The 17050-nt window shown below is 71.5% G+C and carries 13 protein-coding genes; 2 read left to right on the top strand and 11 right to left on the bottom strand.

What is annotated here, in order from left to right; translation table 11 throughout:
- Window positions 1–72: 72 nt before the first annotated feature.
- The 6 genes from D3A59_RS04310 to D3A59_RS04330 are packed head-to-tail and all read right to left on the bottom strand — an operon-like array spanning window position 73 to window position 6730.
- A complete protein-coding gene (locus tag D3A59_RS04310; RefSeq protein ID WP_119153670.1) occupies window positions 73–999 on the bottom strand; it encodes a hydroxymethylglutaryl-CoA lyase in 927 nt (308 codons plus the stop codon).
- Window positions 996–2996: an acetyl/propionyl/methylcrotonyl-CoA carboxylase subunit alpha gene (locus tag D3A59_RS04315; RefSeq protein ID WP_119153671.1), complete on the bottom strand. Its 2001-nt coding sequence runs from the start codon at window positions 2994–2996 to the stop codon at window positions 996–998. Before D3A59_RS04315 ends, D3A59_RS04310 begins: the two co-directional genes overlap by 4 nt.
- The gene (locus D3A59_RS26635; RefSeq protein WP_272868046.1) at window positions 2989–3120 is read right to left on the bottom strand and encodes a hypothetical protein; all 132 of its coding nucleotides are present in this window, start codon (window positions 3118–3120) and stop codon (window positions 2989–2991) included. The genes D3A59_RS04315 and D3A59_RS26635 overlap by 8 nt, the downstream gene beginning before the upstream one ends.
- A gap of 13 nt (window positions 3121–3133) precedes the next feature.
- Entirely contained in the window at window positions 3134–3928 is a 795-nt protein-coding gene (locus D3A59_RS04320) for an enoyl-CoA hydratase/isomerase family protein (RefSeq protein WP_205665116.1), read from the bottom strand.
- A gap of 10 nt (window positions 3929–3938) precedes the next feature.
- On the bottom strand, window positions 3939–5546 hold the full coding sequence (locus D3A59_RS04325) for a carboxyl transferase domain-containing protein (RefSeq protein ID WP_119153672.1): 1608 nt from the start codon (window positions 5544–5546) through the stop codon (window positions 3939–3941).
- An 11-nt stretch (window positions 5547–5557) separates the two neighbouring features.
- Window positions 5558–6730: an isovaleryl-CoA dehydrogenase gene (locus D3A59_RS04330; protein WP_119153673.1), complete on the bottom strand. Its 1173-nt coding sequence runs from the start codon at window positions 6728–6730 to the stop codon at window positions 5558–5560.
- 226 nt (window positions 6731–6956) lie between these two features.
- On the opposite strand from D3A59_RS04330, the gene D3A59_RS04335 reads away from it, so the two are divergent.
- Window positions 6957–7697, top strand: a complete 741-nt coding sequence (locus D3A59_RS04335) for a TetR/AcrR family transcriptional regulator (RefSeq protein WP_119153674.1) — start codon at window positions 6957–6959, stop codon at window positions 7695–7697.
- A gap of 39 nt (window positions 7698–7736) precedes the next feature.
- On the opposite strand, the gene ppk2 is transcribed toward D3A59_RS04335, so the two are convergent.
- Window positions 7737–8930 (bottom strand): polyphosphate kinase 2, encoded by a 1194-nt coding sequence (ppk2, locus tag D3A59_RS04340; protein WP_240635936.1) that lies wholly within the window; start codon window positions 8928–8930, stop codon window positions 7737–7739.
- A 141-nt stretch (window positions 8931–9071) separates the two neighbouring features.
- Window positions 9072–11486: a YgiQ family radical SAM protein gene (locus D3A59_RS04345; protein ID WP_119153675.1), complete on the bottom strand. Its 2415-nt coding sequence runs from the start codon at window positions 11484–11486 to the stop codon at window positions 9072–9074.
- Between the two features lie 308 nt (window positions 11487–11794).
- Here D3A59_RS04345 and D3A59_RS04350 point away from each other — a divergent pair, with 308 nt between their 5' ends.
- Entirely contained in the window at window positions 11795–12466 is a 672-nt protein-coding gene (locus tag D3A59_RS04350; RefSeq protein WP_119153676.1) for an SGNH/GDSL hydrolase family protein, read from the top strand.
- Here the strand turns inward: D3A59_RS04350 and opgC are convergent.
- The 3 genes from opgC to D3A59_RS04365 all read right to left on the bottom strand — a co-directional run bounded on the left by opgC (window position 12444) and on the right by D3A59_RS04365 (window position 17041).
- Window positions 12444–13616 carry an OpgC domain-containing protein gene (gene opgC / locus D3A59_RS04355; protein WP_119153677.1) on the bottom strand — a complete coding sequence of 391 codons (1173 nt, stop codon included), beginning with the start codon at window positions 13614–13616 and terminating at the stop codon, window positions 12444–12446. The genes D3A59_RS04350 and opgC overlap by 23 nt on opposite strands.
- 141 nt (window positions 13617–13757) lie before the next feature.
- A complete protein-coding gene (locus tag D3A59_RS04360) occupies window positions 13758–15107 on the bottom strand; it encodes a sigma-54-dependent transcriptional regulator (RefSeq protein WP_119153678.1) in 1350 nt (449 codons plus the stop codon).
- Window positions 15104–17041, bottom strand: a complete 1938-nt coding sequence (locus D3A59_RS04365; protein ID WP_119153929.1) for an ATP-binding protein — start codon at window positions 17039–17041, stop codon at window positions 15104–15106. Before D3A59_RS04365 ends, D3A59_RS04360 begins: the two co-directional genes overlap by 4 nt.
- Between the last annotated feature and the right edge of the window lie 9 nt (window positions 17042–17050).

The following is a 17050-nucleotide window of genomic DNA, read 5'->3' on the forward strand; positions in this document are numbered from 1 at the left end:
CTGCGGTGCAGGTGCCCGCGGCCTCCCCGCGCCCCGGTGGGGCGGCGTGGTAGCGCCGCAACGGCGCGGAGATCAGGCGCAGTTCGCAGCCCGGCCCGCGCGCCGCGCCGCGGCGACGCGCGAGGGCGGGCGCTGCAGCAAGCCGCCGATCCACGCCGCGCAGTCCACCAGCGCGTCGAGGTCGACGCCGGTGTCGGCGCCGAGCCCGTGCAGCAGGTACACCACCTCCTCGGTCGCGACGTTGCCCGAGGCGCCCTTCGCATAGGGGCAGCCCCCGAGGCCCGCGACCGAGCTGTCGAAGGTGCGCAGCCCGAACTGGAAGGAGGCGTGGATGTTCGCGATCGCCATGCCCCAGGTGTCGTGGTAGTGGCCGGCGAGTTTCTCGACGGGCACGCGCTTCGCGACCGCCTCCAGCATCGCGAGGATCGTGCGCGGGTTGCCGACGCCGATCGTGTCGCCGAGCGAGACCTCGTGGCAGCCCAGCTCGAAGAGCCGCTGCGCGACCTCGGCGGTCCTCCCTGGATCGATCGCGCCCTCGTAGGGACAGCCGACCACGCAGGACACGTAGCCGCGCACGCGCACGCCGCGCTGCCTCGCGTCGAGCAGGATCGGCTCGAAGCGCGTGATCGATTCCTCGATCGAGCAGTTGATGTTCTTCTGCGAGAAGGCCTCGGAGGCCGCCGCGAACACCGCCACCTCCTTCGCGCCCGCCGCCACCGCCGCCTCGTAGCCCTTCATGTTGGGCGCGAGCACCGGGTAGTTCACACCGGGGAAGCGCTCGGCCGAGGGCAGCCCGGCCATGACCTCGGCGTGGTCGCCCATCTGCGGCACCCAATTCGGCGACACGAAGGCGGTGGCCTCGATGTCCCTGAGCCCCGCGGCGGCGAGCCGTTCGATCAGCTCGAGCTTGACCGCCGTCGGCACCGGCTGCTTCTCGTTCTGCAGCCCGTCGCGCGGCCCGACCTCGACGATGCGGACCTTTTCAGCCGCCGCGCTCATGCCTGCACCTCGAAGTCCACGAGATCGACGCCGTCCGTCACCTGGTCGCCCGGCGCGAAGTGGAAGGCCTTCACGAGGCCCTTCGCGGGGGCAGTGATCGTGTGCTCCATCTTCATCGCCTCCAGCACCAGCAGCGGCGCGCCCTTCTCGACCGTGCTGCCGGCCGATGCGACCAGCGCGATCACCTTGCCGGGCATCGGCGCCTTCAGGCCGCCGGCCGGGTCGTCGCCGGCGCCGCCGGCATGCAGCGGGTTGACGAGCACCACGCCCCAGGCGCCGCCCTCGAAGAAGACGTGCCTCTTCTCGCCGCTGATGACGACCGCCGCGCTGACGCGCCGCTCGCCGAGCTGCGCGTGGATGCGGCCGTTCTCGCCGAGCGTGCCGCGCACGAACAGGCGCTGCCCGCCGATCGACAGCTCGTGGCCGTCCTTCAGGTAGCTCACGCCGACCTGCTGCTGCAGCTCGCCGAGCCGCATCGACAGCGTGCGCTGCGCGCGTGCATTCAGCCGCCAGCCGTCGAGCCGGTTCCAGGGCGAGGCGGGCTGCGCGCTGTGCCGCCCGGCCGCCTCGGCGACCCGGGCCTCGCGCTGCAGTTCCGCCAGCGCCGCGAGCGCCCAGACCTCCTGCGGCACCTCGCGCCCTTGCGGGAACAGCACCGCCTGCTCGCGCTCGATCAGTGCGGTGTCGAGGTCCGCATTGGCGAACGCGGGCGCCGTGACGAGCCTCGACAGGAACTCGACGTTGTTGGCCACGCCCACGACGCGGTACTGCGCCAGCGCCGCGCGCATGCGCGCCAGCGCCCGCTCGCGGTCGAGGTCCCAGACGATGAGCTTGGCGATCATCGGGTCGTAGTGCGGCGTGATCTCGTCGCCCTGCTCGACGCCGGTGTCCACCCGCACGTGGTCGCTCTCGGGCGGGGGAGCCAGGTGCAGCAGCTTTCCCGTGGAGGGCAGGAAGCCCTTGTCGGGGTCCTCGGCGTAGATGCGGGCCTCGAGCGCATGGCCGTGGATCGCGAGCTGCTCCTGGCGCAGCGGCAGCGGCTCGCCGGCGGCGACGCGCAGCTGCCACTCGACGAGGTCGAGCCCGGTGATCATCTCCGTCACCGGGTGCTCGACCTGCAGCCGCGTGTTCATCTCCATGAAGTAGAAGGACCCGTCCTGGTTCGCGATGAACTCGACGGTGCCGGCACCGACGTAGCCGACCGCCTTCGCGGCCTCCACCGCCGCCCGGCCCATCGCGGCACGGCGCTCGGGCGTCATGCCGGGCGCCGGGGCTTCCTCGAGCACCTTCTGGTGGCGGCGCTGCACCGAGCAGTCACGCTCGAACAGGTAGACGCAGTGGCCCTGCGTGTCGCCGAAGACCTGGATCTCGATGTGGCGCGGGCGCAGCACGTACTTCTCGACCAGCACGTGGTCGGAGCCGAAGGCGTTGGCCGCCTCGCGCTGGCACGAGGCCAGCGCCGCCTCGAACTCGGCCGGCCTGTCGACGCGCCGCATGCCCTTGCCGCCGCCGCCGGCGCTGGCCTTGATCAGGACGGGATAGCCGATGCGCTCGGCCTCGGCCGCGAGGAAGGCCGGGTCCTGGTTGTCGCCGTGGTAGCCGGGCGTCAGCGGCACGCCGGCCTTCTCCATCAGCGCCTTCGCAGCGGACTTGGAGCCCATCGCGCGGATCGCCGAGGCCGGCGGACCGATGAAGACGATGCCGGCGCGCTCGCAGGCCTCGGCGAAGTCCTCGTTCTCGGACAGGAAGCCGTAGCCGGGATGGACGGCCTGCGCGCCGGTCTGGCGCGCGACCTCCAGGATCTTGTCGGCGACGAGGTAGGACTCGCGCGCGGCGGCCGGGCCGATCAGCACCGCCTCGTCGGCGAGGCGCACGTGGCGCGCGTTGGCGTCGGCCTCGGAATAGACGGCCACCGTGGCGATGCCCATGCGGCGCGCGGTCTTGATGACGCGGCAGGCGATTTCACCCCGATTGGCGATCAGGATCTTGTCAAACATGGCTCGTCTCCATCGGGCTGAAATCGCCTTCATGCGCCGCGCGCATCAGGCAATCTGGCTTCGCCGCAAGACCGGCTGCGCCGGCCTTGTCACCGCGGTTGGCGATCAGGATCTTCGTGAACATGCTCTGGTCTCCTTCAGCCCATCCAGCCCGGCGAGCGCTTTTCCAGGAAGGCGGCCAGGCCCTCCTTCGCCTCGGGTGTCGCGCGCAGCCGCGCGATGCGCTCGGCGGTGTCGAGCACCACCTCGTCGCCGACCGGCCGGTTCGCGACCGCGCGGATCAGGTCGGTGGCCGCCGCCTGCGACAGCGGCCCGCCGGCGAGCAGCGCGTCGACGATCTGCTGCACCGCGGCGTCGAGCGCCTCGGGCTCGACCACCTCGTGCGCGAGGCCGAGCTCGCGCGCGCGCGCCGCCGGGATGCGCTCTGCCGTCTGGAAGTAGCGGTAGGCCTGGCGCTCGCCGATGGCGCGGATCACGTAGGGGCTGATTGCCGCCGGGATCAGGCCGAACTTCACTTCCGAGGTCGCGAACACCGCGCGCTCGGAGGCGACGCAGATGTCGCAGGCCGACGCCAGGCCCATGCCGCCGCCCAGCGCGGCGCCGTGCACGCGCGCGACGGTCGGCTTGCGGCATTCGGACAGCGTGCGGAACAGCCCGGCGAGGTGGCGCGCGTCCGCCAGGTTCTCCTCGAAGGACGCCGCGCCCTGGCGCTGCATCCAGTTCAGGTCCGCGCCGGCCGAGAAGCTTTTTCCCCGGCCCGCGAGCACCAGCACGCGCGTGCCGGCGTCGGCGTCGAGCGCGCGCAAGGCGCCCGTGAGCTCGGCGATCAGCTGCTCGTCGAAGGCGTTGTGCAACTCCGGCCGGTTCATCCACAGCCAGATCACGCCGTGCGGGCGCTGCTCGATCTCGATGGTCTTGAAGTGCAGGGTCATGGCCGGCTCCTCACATGCGGAACACGCCGAACTTCGTCGGCTCGATCGGCGCGTTGAGCGAGGCCGACAGCGACAGCCCCAGCATGCGCCGCGTCTGCGCCGGGTCCACCACGCCGTCGTCCCACAGCCGCGCGGTGGCGTAGTAGGGATGGCCCTGGGCCTCGTACTGCTCGCGGATCGGAGACTTGAAGGCTTCCTCGTCCTCGCGGCTCCACGCGCCGCCCTTGGCCTCGATGCCGTCGCGCCGCACGGTCGCGAGCACGCTCGCGGCCTGCTCGCCGCCCATCACCGAGATGCGGCTGTTGGGCCACATCCAGAGGAACCTGGGCGAGTAGGCCCGGCCGCACATGCCGTAGTTGCCGGCGCCGAAGGAGCCGCCGATCAGCACCGTGATCTTGGGCACCTGCGCGGTCGCGACCGCGGTGACCATCTTCGCGCCGTCCTTGGCGATGCCGCCGTTCTCGTACTTGCGCCCGACCATGAAGCCGGTGATGTTCTGCAGGAACAAGAGCGGGATGCCCCTTTGAGCGCACAGCTCGATGAAGTGCGCGCCCTTCTGCGCCGACTCGCCGAACAGGATGCCGTTGTTGGCGACGATGCCCACCGGCATGCCGTAGAGGTGCGCGAAGCCGGTGACGAGCGTGGTGCCGTAACGGGCCTTGAACTCGTCGAAGCGCGAGCCGTCCACCACGCGCGCGATGATCTCGCGCACGTCGTAGGGCTTGCGGGTGTCGAGCGGGATGACGCCGTAGATCTCCTCCGGGTCATAGAGCGGCTCTTCCACGGGCTGCAGCGCCAGCTGCGAGGGCTTGCGGCGGTTGAGGTTGGCGACGATGCGCCGCGCGATGAAGAGCGCGTGGCTGTCGTTCTCGGCCAGGTGGTCCGCCACGCCCGAGACGCGCGTGTGCACGTCGCCGCCGCCGAGGTCCTCGGCGCTGACCACCTCGCCGGTCGCGGCCTTCACCAGCGGCGGGCCGCCGAGGAAGATCGTGCCCTGGTTCTTGACGATGATGGTCTCGTCGCTCATCGCCGGCACGTAGGCGCCGCCCGCGGTGCACGATCCCATCACCACGGCGATCTGCGGGATGCCCATCGCCGACAGGTTGGCCTGGTTGTAGAAGATGCGGCCGAAGTGGTCGCGGTCGGGGAAGACCTCGTCCTGCTTCGGCAGGAAGGCCCCGCCCGAGTCGACCAGGTAGATGCACGGCAGGTGGTTCTGCATCGCGATCTCCTGCGCGCGCAGGTGTTTCTTCACGGTCATCGGGTAGTAGGTGCCGCCCTTCACGGTGGCGTCGTTGGCGACCACCATGCACTCGACCCCCTGCACGCGGCCGATGCCGGCGATCACGCCGGCGGCCGGCGCCTCGTCGCCGTACATGCCGAAGGCGGCCATCTGGCCGATCTCGAGGAAGGGCGTGCCGGGGTCGAGCAGGTGGTCCACGCGCTCGCGCGGCAGCAGCTTGCCGCGGGCGACGTGCTTGGCGCGCGCGGCCTCGCCGCCGCCGAGCGCGACCTGCGCCGCCTTCGTGCGCAGGTCGTCCACCAGCGCGCGCATCTGCGCGGCGTTGGCGCGGAATTCCTCGCTGCGCGTGTTGATCTTGCTGGTCAGGGCTTGCATCGCGCGGTCCTTCAGTTCGTCTCTGCAAAGAGCTCGCGGCCGATCAGCATGCGGCGGATCTCGCTGGTGCCCGCACCGATCTCGTAGAGCTTGGCGTCGCGCCACAGGCGGCCCACCGGGTACTCGTTGGTGTAGCCCACACCGCCGAGCGCCTGGATCGCCTCGCCGGCCATCCAGGTCGCCTTCTCGGCCGAATACAGGATCGCGCCCGCGGCGTCCTTGCGCAGCGTGCGCGCATGGTCCGCCCGGTCGCAGGCCTGGCCGACCGCGTAGACGTAGGCGCGGCAGGCCTGGAAGGTGGTGTACATGTCGGCGAGCTTGCCCTGCATCAACTGGAACTCGCCGATGCTCTGGCCGAACTGTTTTCTCTCGTGCAGGTAGGGCACGACCACGTCGAGGCAAGCGGCCATGATGCCGAGCGGCCCGCCCGACAGCACCGCGCGCTCGTAGTCCAGCCCGCTCATCAGCACCTTCGCGCCGTTGCCCACGCCGCCGAGCACGTTCTCCTCGGGCACCTCGCAGTCCTCGAAGAAGAGCGGGTAGGTGTTGGAGCCGCGCATGCCGAGCTTGTCGAGGTGGGTGCCGTGCGTGAAGCCCTGGAAGCCCTTCTCGACGATGAAGGCCGTCATGCCGCGCGCGCCGGCGTTGACGTCGGTCTTCGCGTAGACGATCAGCGTGTCGGCGTCGCCGCCGTTGGTGATCCACATCTTGCTGCCGTTGAGCACGTAGCGGTCGCCTTTTTTATCCGCGCGCAGCTTCATGCTCACCACGTCGGAGCCGGCGTTGGGCTCGCTCATCGCCAGCGCCCCGACATGCTCGCCGCTCACGAGCTTCGGCAGGTACTTCGCCTTCTGCGCGGCATTGCCGTTGCGGTGGATCTGGTTGACGCACAGGTTGGAGTGCGCGCCGTAGGACAGGCCCACCGAGGCGCTGGCGCGGCTGATCTCCTCCATCGCCACCATGTGCGCGAGGTAGCCCATGTTGGTGCCGCCGTATTCCTCGGAGACCGTCATGCCGAGCACGCCGATCTCGCCCATCTTGCGCCACAGGTCGGCCGGGAACTCGTTGACACGGTCGATCTCGGCCGCGCGCGGCGCGATGTCGTTCTGCGCGAAGTCGCGCACCGCGTCGCGCAGCGCGGCGATGTCCTCGCCGAGCGGGAAGGAAAAGGTGGATTCGAACATGGCGGTCTCCTGCGGTCTTTGTCGTGGAGGGGAGGCGGGTCCCCGGACGGACTTGAGAACTACTCAGAAATCAGGGAAAACACCGGGACCGGAAGCCTTTTCGAAGCCGCGCCGGATCCCGCCCGTTTCCTCGATGCAGGAGAGAGCATAGGAGATGCCGGCAGGTGCCGCAAGCCGGAATTGAGAGATCCTCAACTCCGCGGTCGGCACGGGTAAGATCGCGGGCATGAGTTCGATCCGAAGCGAAGCGGCCTCTCGCGGGCCGGATCCCGACGAGACGCCGGTGCGCCGCCGCGCGCCGGCGAGCGCGAAGTCCGAGCAGCGCGTGCGCGACATCCTGCGCGCGAGCCGCGAGGTGTTCTCCGAGCGCGGCTACGAGCGCGCGACGACCACCGAGATCGCGCAGCGCCTCGGCGTGTCGGAGGCGACCGTCTTCACCTACTTCCGCGGCAAGCGCGAGCTGTGCGTGCGCGTGATCGGCGACTGGTACGACGAGATCATCGCGGCGATGGAGGGCGGCCTGCCGCGCGAGGCGCCGCTGCGCGCGCAGTTCGAGTTCATCGTGCGCACGCACCTGCGGCTGTTCCTGACCCATGGAAAGGGCATGTGCGCGCTGGTGCTGTCGGAGGGCCGCGCCAAGGGGCAGGAGCTCGGCGAGGCGGTGCAGCCGCTGCAGCGGCGCTACACCGCGCCGCTGATGGACCTGCTCGCGCGCGGGCAGGCCAGCGGCGAGATCCGCCGCGACGTGCCGCTGCGCCTCTTGCGCACGCTCGTGTTCGGCCCGATGGAGCACGTGCTGTGGGACGCGGTCGCGAGCGACAAGCCGGTGGACCTCGACGCGACGGCCGACGCGCTCGTGGGCGTGCTGTGGTTCACCGTGCAGGCGCCGGACGCGGAGCTCGCCGCGCTGCGGCGGCTGCGCGGCGAGGTGGCCGACGCGCTGCGGCGTGCGGGGCCGCCGGCCTGAGGCACGCGGGCCGAAGGCGGGGTTGTTCCCCGCGCAGGCTCAGAACCGCGGGCCCTGCTCGCCGCGCTCGTGGATCACGCTGGCACGGCCGACGATCAGCGGGTCGAGCGCGCCGATGCGGTCGAGGTCCTTCTTCGCGTAGGGCAGCTTGTGCAGCACGTAGCGCATCGCGCTCAGGCGCGCGCGCTTCTTGCAGTCCGACTTGATCACCGTCCACGGCGCCTCGGCGGTGTCCGTGTGGAAGAACATCGCCTCCTTGGCACGGGTGTAGTCGTCCCACTTGTCGAGCGAGGCCAGGTCCACGGGGCTGAGCTTCCACTGCTTGAGCGGGTGGGTCTGGCGCTCCTTGAATCGGCGGCGCTGCTCCTCGCGGCTGACCGAGAACCAGAACTTGATCAGCTGCACGCCGCTGTGCGCCAGCTGGCGCTCGAACTCGGGCGCTTGGCGCATGAACTCGATGTATTCCTCGTTGCTGCAGAAGCCCATCACGCGCTCGACGCCGGCGCGGTTGTACCAGCTGCGGTCGAACAGCACGATCTCGCCGGCGGTGGGCAGATGCTGCACATAGCGCTGGAAGTACCACTGGCCGCGCTCGACCTCGCTGGGCTTCTCCAGCGCGACGACGCGCGCGCCGCGCGGGTTGAGGTGCTCCATGAAGCGCTTGATCGTGCCGCCCTTGCCCGCGGCGTCGCGGCCCTCGAACAGGATCACGACGCGCTGGCCGGTCCTCTTGACCCAGGCCTGCAGCTTGAGCAGCTCGACCTGGAGCTGGTACTTCTGCTTCTCGTAGCTCTTGCGCGAGAGCCGGTTCAGATACGGGTAGGCGCCCTCGCGCCAGCCCGGCGCCAGCGTCTCGTCCGCAGGGCGGCCCCTGCCGCGGCGCACCGCCACCGGCTGCTCCAGCGCGTGCCGCAGCAGCGCCGCGTCGTCGGGTGAAGCACCCTCGAGCAGCGCCCGCAACGACTGCGCCACGTCCTTCAGGCTCGCGCCGCACTCGCGCGCGCGATCCAGCACATCCTGCGTGGCACTCAGCAGCACCTGCCGCGCGGCGTCGGCGGCCTTGTCCGACTCGTGGCGGGCGAGATCCGCCTCGGTGCGCGGCGGCTCGACGCGGGCTTGCGGGGCGACACGGCGCGAGCCGCGCGTGCGTGCCGTCCTCGGCTCCGGCGCCACGGCGGCCTCCGCACCGGCCCCGGCCTGCGCCGGCGGGTTCACGGTTTCGCTCATCGTCATCCCCCCTCTTCCCTGTCGTGGAACCGGGGCCGCCTCCTGCCGCAAGCGGGCCTTCCGGACAGGAAACGATGGTACCCGCCGCCCGGACGCGACACCTACCGGGGAATCACGACCGCCGTGTGACGGGCGGCGCAGCCGGCGTCAGCGCGCCTTGCGCGGTGCGGGGCGCCCGGCCGGCGACCCTCGCCCGGATCGGGCCGCTGCCGTGCCGTGCGCCGGCTTGCCCGTCGCCGCGCCGGTCTCGCGCGGCGGCAGCCCAGTGTGCTGCGTCAGCAGCCGGCCCTTCTTCGGCGCGACACCGCTGCCGCCGCGCGGCGCGGCCTCGGCCTTCGCGACCGTCGGCTTGGCCGCCTTCGCACCCGCGAGCGTCGAGTTCTTGCGCCGTGCGCTCTCGTAGCCGCCATCGCTCATCGGCTGCCAGGTCGGGATCAGGTGATGTTTTCCATTCCCGATCAGGTCGGCGCGGCCCATCTCCTTCAAGGCCTCGCGCAGCAGCGGCCAGTTGTTCGGGTCGTGGTAGCGCAGGAAGGCCTTGTGCAGGCGCCGCCGGCGCTCGCCGCGCACGATGTCCACCGCCTCGCTGTCGCGCGTGACCTTGCGCAGCGGGTTCTTGCCCGAGTGGTACATCGCGGTGGCGGTGGCCATCGGGCTCGGGTAGAAGGTCTGCACCTGGTCGGCGCGGAAGCCGTTGCGCTTGAGCCAGATCGCGAGGTTCATCATGTCCTCGTCGGTGGTGCCCGGGTGCGCCGCGATGAAGTAGGGAATCAGGTACTGCTTCTTGCCCGCCTCGGCGCTGAACTTCTCGAACAGCTGCTTGAAGCGGTCGTAGGTGCCGATGCCCGGCTTCATCATCTTCGACAGCGGCCCGCCCTCGGTGTGCTCGGGCGCGATCTTCAGGTAGCCGCCGACGTGGTGCGTCACCAGCTCCTTGATGTACTCGGGCGACTTGATCGCCAGGTCGTAGCGCAGGCCCGAGCCGATCAAGATCTTCTTGACGCCGGGCAGCGCCCGCGCGCGCCGGTACATCTTGATCAGCGGCCCGTGGTCGGTCAGCAGGTTCTGGCACACATCCGGGTAGACGCAGCTCGGCTTGCGGCAGGCGGCCTCGATCTCGGGGCTCTTGCAGCCGATGCGGTACATGTTCGCGGTCGGTCCGCCCAGGTCCGAGATCACGCCGGTGAAGCCCTTGACCTTGTCGCGGATCTCCTCGATCTCGCGGATCACCGAGTCCTCGCTGCGGCTCTGGATGATGCGGCCCTCGTGCTCGGTGATCGAGCAGAAGGTGCAGCCGCCGAAGCAGCCGCGCATGATGTTCACGCTGAAGCGGATCATTTCCCACGCGGGGATCTTGGTCGCACCCTCATGGCTGCCGTTCTCGTCGGCATAGGACGGGTGCGGCGCGCGCGCATACGGCAGGTCGAAGACGTGGTCCATCTCCGCGGTCGTCAGCGGGATCGGCGGCGGGTTGATCCACACGTCGCGGTCGCCGTGGCGCTGCGCCAGCGCGCGCGCGTTGCCGGGGTTGGTCTCCAGGTGCAGCACGCGGTTGGCGTGCGCGTAGAGCACCGGGTCGCTTTTCACCTGCTCGTAGTCCGGCAGCCGGATCACGCTCTTCTCGCGCGGCGGCATCTTGATCTTGCCGCTGGGCTTCGGAGCCGCCACGAAGTGGATCTTCTGGTAGCCGTCGGCGTCGGCCTTGGCCTCGCCGCCCTGCTCCTTCGCGCAAGTCTCTCCCTGGGCCTCGGCCTGCTCGCTCGTGGTCTGGTAGGGGTTGATGTGCGCGTCGATGCGCCCCGGCAGGTCCACCGAGCTGGAGTCGATCTCGAACCAGCCCGCGGCGCTCGGATCGTCGGTGCGGCGCATGAAGGCGGTGCCGCGCACGTCGGTGATGTGCTCCACCGGCTCGCGGCGCGCGAGGCGGTGCGCCACCTCGACCAGCGCGCGCTCGGCGTTGCCGTAGAGCAGCAGGTCGGCTTTGGAGTCGACCAGGATCGAGCGGCGCACCTTGTCCTGCCAGTAGTCGTAGTGCGCGATGCGGCGCAGCGAGGCCTCGATGCCGCCGAGCACGATCGGCACCTCGCTCCAGGCCTCCTTGCAGCGCTGCGCGTAGACGAGCGAGGCGCGGTCCGGGCGCTTGCCGCCCTCGCCGCCCGGCGTGTAGGCGTCGTCGCTGCGGATCTTGCGGTCCGCGGTGTAGCGGTTGATCATCGAGTCCATGTTCCCGGCGGTGACGCCGAAGAACAGGTTGGGCTTGCCCAGCGCCTTGAAGGCCTCGGCGCTGTGCCAGTCGGGCTGCGCGATGATGCCGACGCGAAAGCCCTGCGCCTCGAGCGTGCGGCCGATCACCGCCATGCCGAAGCTCGGATGGTCGACGTAGGCGTCGCCGGTGACGAGGATGATGTCGCAGGAATCCCAGCCGAGCGCGTCCATCTCGGCGCGGCTCATCGGCAGGAACTTGGCCGTGCCGAAGCGCTTGGCCCAGTAGGGCCGGTAGCCGGTCAGCGGCTTCGGTGCCTTCGGGGCGGCAACGGCGGGGGAAACGGTCAGTTCGGACATGGCGTGGGGGATGGCGCGGACAGCGCAGGAAGAGGGCAAAGCAACCCGCCATTGTCCCAGCATGCGCCGCCCCCTGTCGCGGGATGGACACAGGGGACCGCCCCGCCCCCCGGCGAAGGGCAGTCCACAGGTGGCGCCGACGGCGGCGGCAGGCGAATTCCCGCAATTCCCCGCGCAACCCGACGCGGCGTCGGTGTATGCACCGCAGCAGTGACTTTCGCGCGTTTTGCCCGCAGACTGCGCGGCTTCCGCCGGGCGGTTTCCCGAGAACCCGTCCGGCTCCTCACCCCGACTGCCGCCCGCCCGCGATGCGCTCCTTCCTTCTCGTGCTGCTGTCCGCCCTCTTCCTGAACGCGCAGGCCGTGCCGCTGGCGGACGCCCCAGGGGCGGCGGAGCGCTGGGCCGAGAGCTTCGCGGGCTTCGACGAGGCCGACCGGCGCGCGCCGCCGCCGAGCGGCGGCGTGCTGTTCGTCGGCAGCTCGTCGATCCGGATGTGGGACGGGCTGGAGGCGAGCTTCGGCGACGGGCCGCCGGTGATCAAGCGCGGCTTCGGCGGCTCGCAGATGGCCGACTGCGCGCGGCACCTCGAGCGGCTCGTCACGCGCTACCGGCCGCAGCAGGTCTTCGTCTACGCGGGCGAGAACGACCTCGCCGAGGGCCGCACGCCGCAGCAGGTGCTGGAGAGCTTCGCGTCCTTCGCCGACGGCGTGCAGCGCGCGCTGCCCGGCACGCGCATCGTCTACCTGTCGATCAAGCCCAGCCCGCTGCGCGAGGCGCTGCTGCCGCAGGTGCGCGAGGCGAACCGGCTGATCGAGCGCCACGTGGCGGCACGCCCGCACCTCGCCTACATCGACCTGCACACGCCGATGCTCGGCGCCGACGGCCGCCCCCGCGCGGAACTCTTCGGCGCGGACCGGCTGCACCTGAACGCTCAGGGCTACCGGCTCTGGCAGCAGCTCATCGCGGCGCACCTGCTCTGAGCGGCTCGACTGCCGGCGGCGCAGGCACCCTGCCCGCCCGTTTCCTGCCGCCGCGGCCCGCCTCGCTGGCCCGCGCCACCGCCCACAGCAGCGGAAAGCCCAGCGCCAGCAGCAGCGCGTCGGCCATCCAGCCGTGGTGCCACACCTTGCCCACCGTCGCCAGCGCCGCCACCACCAGCACCACATGCGCGCAGAACACCGGCAGCGCGGCGCGGCCCAGGGTCTCCAGCACCGGCAGGCGCAGCCAGGGCGCCGCAGCCGACACGCGCGGGCCGTAGTGCAGCGCGAGCACCAGCAGCGCCGCGAGGTTCAGCAGGCGCAGCGGCCCGAGCGTCCACTTCGAGAACAGCAGGTTCAGCCCCGCCTGGCCCGGGAAGGGTTCCTGCCCGAGCGCATGGCGCCATGCGAGCCCGACCGTCGCGACCAGCAGCGCCGCGAGCACGACCGGGCGGGGGAAGGACCGCGGCACGAGGGCAGGCTGCACGACGCCGCGCGCTCCGAGCCACAGCCCGAGCACCCACAGCCCCTGCCACGCGAGCGGCGAGAACGGCCCGCTGGCGCGGTGCGGGACCGGCAGCCCGAGGCCCTGCACCAGCAGCGCGTGCAGCGCGGCGCCGAGGCCGAACTGGGCCAGCAGCCACAGCCCGGCGCTCGCGGTGAGCACGCCGGCCCAGCCCTCGCGCAGCGCGAACGACAGCAGCGGCGCGCTCGCCAGCATGAACAGCACGTACAGCGGCAGGATGTCGAGCAGCGGCGGCTGGTAGAGCAGCGCGAGCCCCGCCGGCAGCGCGATCGCCGGCTCCTCCAGGAACCAGGCCGCCAGGTGCACGAGCTCGACGTGGAAGCGCCGCCCCTCCATCAGCAGCGCCGCCGCGAACAACCCGAGCAGCAGCGCGACGTGGCAGGCATAGAGCACCGCGGCGCGGTGCAGGAAGGCCCGGCGCATCGCCGGCAGGCCGTCGCGCTGCGCGCGGCGCACGTAGACCCGGCCCGTCATCCAGGCCGACAGCAGCACGAAGCCCTCCGCCGCCGAGACATGGCCGAAGGGCTGGCCTACCGCATCGGCGAGATGCGTCGGCAGGTGGGTGAGCGCCATCAGCACGAGCATCAGCCCGCGCAGCACGTCGAGTTCCCAGCGCCTGTTGTCCATGCCCCGCTTGTACTGCCGGGACTTAACGCTACTGAGGGCATGTGTGCGGGGACGTAACTGTTCGTTCCGCAGACGCTACGGCACGTTTCCGGTATCACGCCCCGTAGCGGAAAGCGCCAAGCTGGTGCGGAAACGGGAGCGCTATTCGCCCTGCAGCCCGTACTTGCGGATCTTGTCGGCGAGCGTGGTCTTGGGGATGCGCAGCGCCTTGGCGCTGCGCGCGATGTTGCCGCCCTGGCGCTGCAGCTCGGCGCGGATCAGGCCGCGCTCGAAGCCCTCGACGCTGTCGACCAGCGAGACGCCCTCGTCGCCGCCGCCAAGCTCGTCCGGCCCGGGCGCCGCGCCCGTCACGTCGTGGCGCACGCCGAGCACCAGGCAGTCGGCGACGTTGCGCAGCTCGCGCACGTTGCCCGGCCAGTCGTGCGCCATCAGGCGGTGCATCTGCTGCGCCGTCACCTCCGGCTGCGCGCGGCCGTAGCGGCTCGCGGCGAGCAGCATGAAGTGCTCGAGCAGCAGCGGGATGTCCTCGCGTCGCTCGCGCAGCGGCGGCAGCTCGATCGTCACCACGTTGAGCCGGTAGTAGAGGTCGGCGCGGAAGCCCCCCTGCCTCGCGCGCGCGAGCAAGTCGTCCTTGGTCGCCGCGACCACGCGCACGTCCACCGGCTGCGGCCGGTTCGAGCCGAGCCGCTCGACCACGCGCTCCTGCAGCACGCGCAAGAGCTTCACCTGCATGCCCATCGGCATGCTCTCGAGCTCGTCGAGGAAGAGCGTGCCGCCGTGCGCGTGCTCGATCTTGCCGACGCGGCGCTTGCTCGCGCCGGTGAAGGCGCCGGCCTCGTGGCCGAACAGCTCGCTGTCGAGCAGGTTGTCGGGCAGGCCGCCGCAGTTGAGCGCGACGAAAGGGGCGGTGCGGCGGCGCGACAGCTCGTGCAGCGCCTGGGCCACCACCTCCTTGCCGGTGCCGGTCTCGCCGTGCACCAGCACGTCCACCGGCGAATCCGCCACCTCGGCGACGAGGCGGCGCACGCGCTCGATCTGCGGCGAGCGGCCGACGAGCTTGCCCTCGACGCCCTCGCGCAGCGACAGCGCGCGGCGCAGCGACGCGACCTCCAGCGTCAGCGCGCGCTTCTCCAGCGCGCGGCGCACCACCTCGACGAGCTGCTCGGACGAGAAGGGCTTGGGAATGAAGTCGTAGGCGCCGCTGCGCATCGCCTCGACCGCCAGGCTCACGTCGCCGTGGCCGGTGATCATGATCGCGGGCAGGTCGGCGTCGAGCTCGCGGCAGCGCCGCACCAGCGTCAGCCCGTCGGCGCCGGGCAGGCGCATGTCGGTGACGAGCACGCCGGCGAAGCCGGGTTCCAGCAGGCGCTGCGCCGCCTCGGCGCTCGCGACCGCCTCGACGGCGATGCCGGCGAGCTGCAGCGCCTGCACGCAGCCGAGTTGCATGTGGGGGTCGTCCTCGACCAGCAGGACCGTCAGTTCGCGACTCATGATGCTTCGGGATTGTCGGGGGCGGCGGGCAGCCGCACCGTCAGGCGCGCGCCGCCCTCGGCACGGTTGGCGGCCTCGAGCTCGCCGCGGAAGTCGCGCACGATGTCGCGCGAGATCACGAGGCCGAGGCCGAGGCCCGCCCCGGCCGCCTTGGTGGTGAAGAAGGGCTCGAACAGGCGCGCGAGCGTCTGCTCCGAGAAGCCGCTGCCGCTGTCGAGCACGTCGATGCGCACGCGCGGCGCGGCGGCGGCCCCGTCGCCGTCCGCCGCGGGCTCGAGGTCCGCGCGCAGCGTCAGCACCTTGGCCGGCGCGTCGCGCATCGCGTCGAGCGCGTTGCCGATCAGGTTGATCAGCACCTGCTGCAGCCGGTTCGGGTCGCACCAGGCGAAGACGCGGCCGGCCTCGCAGCCGTTGCGCAGCTCGACCCGCTCCTTGCGCAGCCGCTGCTCGAACAGGAACAGCGCGCTCGCGGCGGCGTGCGCGACATCGCAGCGCACCGGGGTGGCCTGCGACTTGCGGGCGAAGGCCTTGAGCGGCTGGATGATGCCGCCCATCTGGTCGACGAGCCGCGCGACGATGCCGAGGTTGCCCGCCACGGCCTTCAGCTCGCCGCGGCGCAGGAACTCCTCGGCGTTGCCCGACAGCGTGCGGATCGCGCCGAGCGGCTGCGTCAGCTCGTGCGTGATGCCGGTGGCGAGCTGCCCGAGCACCGCGAGCTTGGCGGCCTGCACCAGCTCGTCCTGCGCCGCGCGCAGCGTCTGCTCGGCCTGCTCGCGCTCGGCCACCTCGCGGCGCAGCCGCGCGTTGGTCTCGCTGAGCGCGCGGGTGCGGCGCGCCACCTTCTGCTCCAGCCCCGCGTTGGCCTGCTCCAGCATGCGCTGCGCCTCCAGCCGCTGGCGCACGATGCTGCGCCGCTGCGCGAGGAAGAGCGCGAGCAGCAGCAGGAAGCCCGCGGCCAGCCCGGACAGCATGCCGTGCGCGAGCGCCTGGTTGCGCACGCCGCGCAGGTCAGTGAAGGTCAGCAGCCGCCAGTCCATGCCGTCGAGCGTGCGGCCGAGCAGCAGCATGTCGTGGCGCTGCAGCCGCTCGCGCGGCGGCACGCCGCCGCGCATCACGCCCTCGATCACCTGGCTGTCCTCGTCGACGTGCAGCTGCACCGGCAGCGGGAAGGGCGGGATGCGCAGCCCGTTGTAGAGCCGGTTGAGCTGCAGGTCGACGCGCCGCTCCACCGGCAGCTCGGCCAGCGCCGTGTAGCGCCACTGCGGCTCCGACGACAGGATCACCACCTGGTTGAGGTCGGCGAGCAGCGCCGGCGCGCCGAGCATCGCCCAGGCTTGGTCGACCGGCTGCAGCCCGATCTTGATCGCCGCGACGCCGATCACGCGCGCGCCGTCGCGGATCGGGTGCGAGACGAAGTAGCCGGGCTCGCCGTGGCGCACGCCGATCGCGAAGTGGCGCCCGACCCGCCCGGAGAGCGCGTCGAGGAAATAGGGCCGGAAGGACAGGTCCTCGCCGACGAGGCTGTCGTCGCCCTGGTCGGCGTTGCTCGACGCGAGCACCACGCCGCGCTCGTTGAGCACGAACACCGAGATGCTGCCGAGGTGGGCGTTGAGGCGGCGCAGGTAGGTGTTGGCCTCCTGCACGCGCTGCGGCCGGCGCGGGTCGCGCAGCAACGCCTGGATGTCCTGGTTGAGCTGCACCGTGGCCGGCACGTGCTCGAGCCGCTTGACGATGCCCTCGACCGCGGCGGCGAACAGGTCGAGCCGGTAATTGGCCTCGACGCGCAGCGCCGCGGTGGCCTGACGCTCGCTGAACAGGTAGCCGAGCGAGCCGCAGGCCGCCACCACGGCCAGCGCCGCGAGGCCGAGCGCGAGCCGCCGCACGAGCGGCTGCGGGCGCGACGGGGACGCGGCGGGGGTCGGGAGCGGGGCCATGCCGGATTC

The sequence above is a fragment of the Caldimonas tepidiphila genome (assembly GCF_003569765.1).
Taxonomy (GTDB): domain Bacteria; phylum Pseudomonadota; class Gammaproteobacteria; order Burkholderiales; family Burkholderiaceae_C; genus Caldimonas; species Caldimonas tepidiphila.

Bases quoted from the DNA above. Each gene is read 5' to 3' on its own strand.
- D3A59_RS04310 (WP_119153670.1), bottom strand. From the start codon at position 999: ATGAGCGCGGCGGCTGAAAAGGTCCGCATCGTCGAGGTCGGGCCGCGC.
- D3A59_RS04315 (WP_119153671.1), bottom strand. From the start codon at position 2,996: ATGTTTGACAAGATCCTGATCGCCAATCGGGGTGAAATCGCCTGCCGC.
- D3A59_RS26635 (WP_272868046.1), bottom strand. From the start codon at position 3,120: ATGTTCACGAAGATCCTGATCGCCAACCGCGGTGACAAGGCCGGCGCA.
- D3A59_RS04320 (WP_205665116.1), bottom strand. From the start codon at position 3,928: ATGACCCTGCACTTCAAGACCATCGAGATCGAGCAGCGCCCGCACGGC.
- D3A59_RS04325 (WP_119153672.1), bottom strand. From the start codon at position 5,546: ATGCAAGCCCTGACCAGCAAGATCAACACGCGCAGCGAGGAATTCCGC.
- D3A59_RS04330 (WP_119153673.1), bottom strand. From the start codon at position 6,730: ATGTTCGAATCCACCTTTTCCTTCCCGCTCGGCGAGGACATCGCCGCG.
- D3A59_RS04335 (WP_119153674.1), top strand. From the start codon at position 6,957: ATGAGTTCGATCCGAAGCGAAGCGGCCTCTCGCGGGCCGGATCCCGAC.
- ppk2 (WP_240635936.1), bottom strand. From the start codon at position 8,930: ATGACGATGAGCGAAACCGTGAACCCGCCGGCGCAGGCCGGGGCCGGT.
- D3A59_RS04345 (WP_119153675.1), bottom strand. From the start codon at position 11,486: ATGTCCGAACTGACCGTTTCCCCCGCCGTTGCCGCCCCGAAGGCACCG.
- D3A59_RS04350 (WP_119153676.1), top strand. From the start codon at position 11,795: ATGCGCTCCTTCCTTCTCGTGCTGCTGTCCGCCCTCTTCCTGAACGCG.
- opgC (WP_119153677.1), bottom strand. From the start codon at position 13,616: ATGGACAACAGGCGCTGGGAACTCGACGTGCTGCGCGGGCTGATGCTC.
- D3A59_RS04360 (WP_119153678.1), bottom strand. From the start codon at position 15,107: ATGAGTCGCGAACTGACGGTCCTGCTGGTCGAGGACGACCCCCACATG.
- D3A59_RS04365 (WP_119153929.1), bottom strand. From the start codon at position 17,041: ATGGCCCCGCTCCCGACCCCCGCCGCGTCCCCGTCGCGCCCGCAGCCG.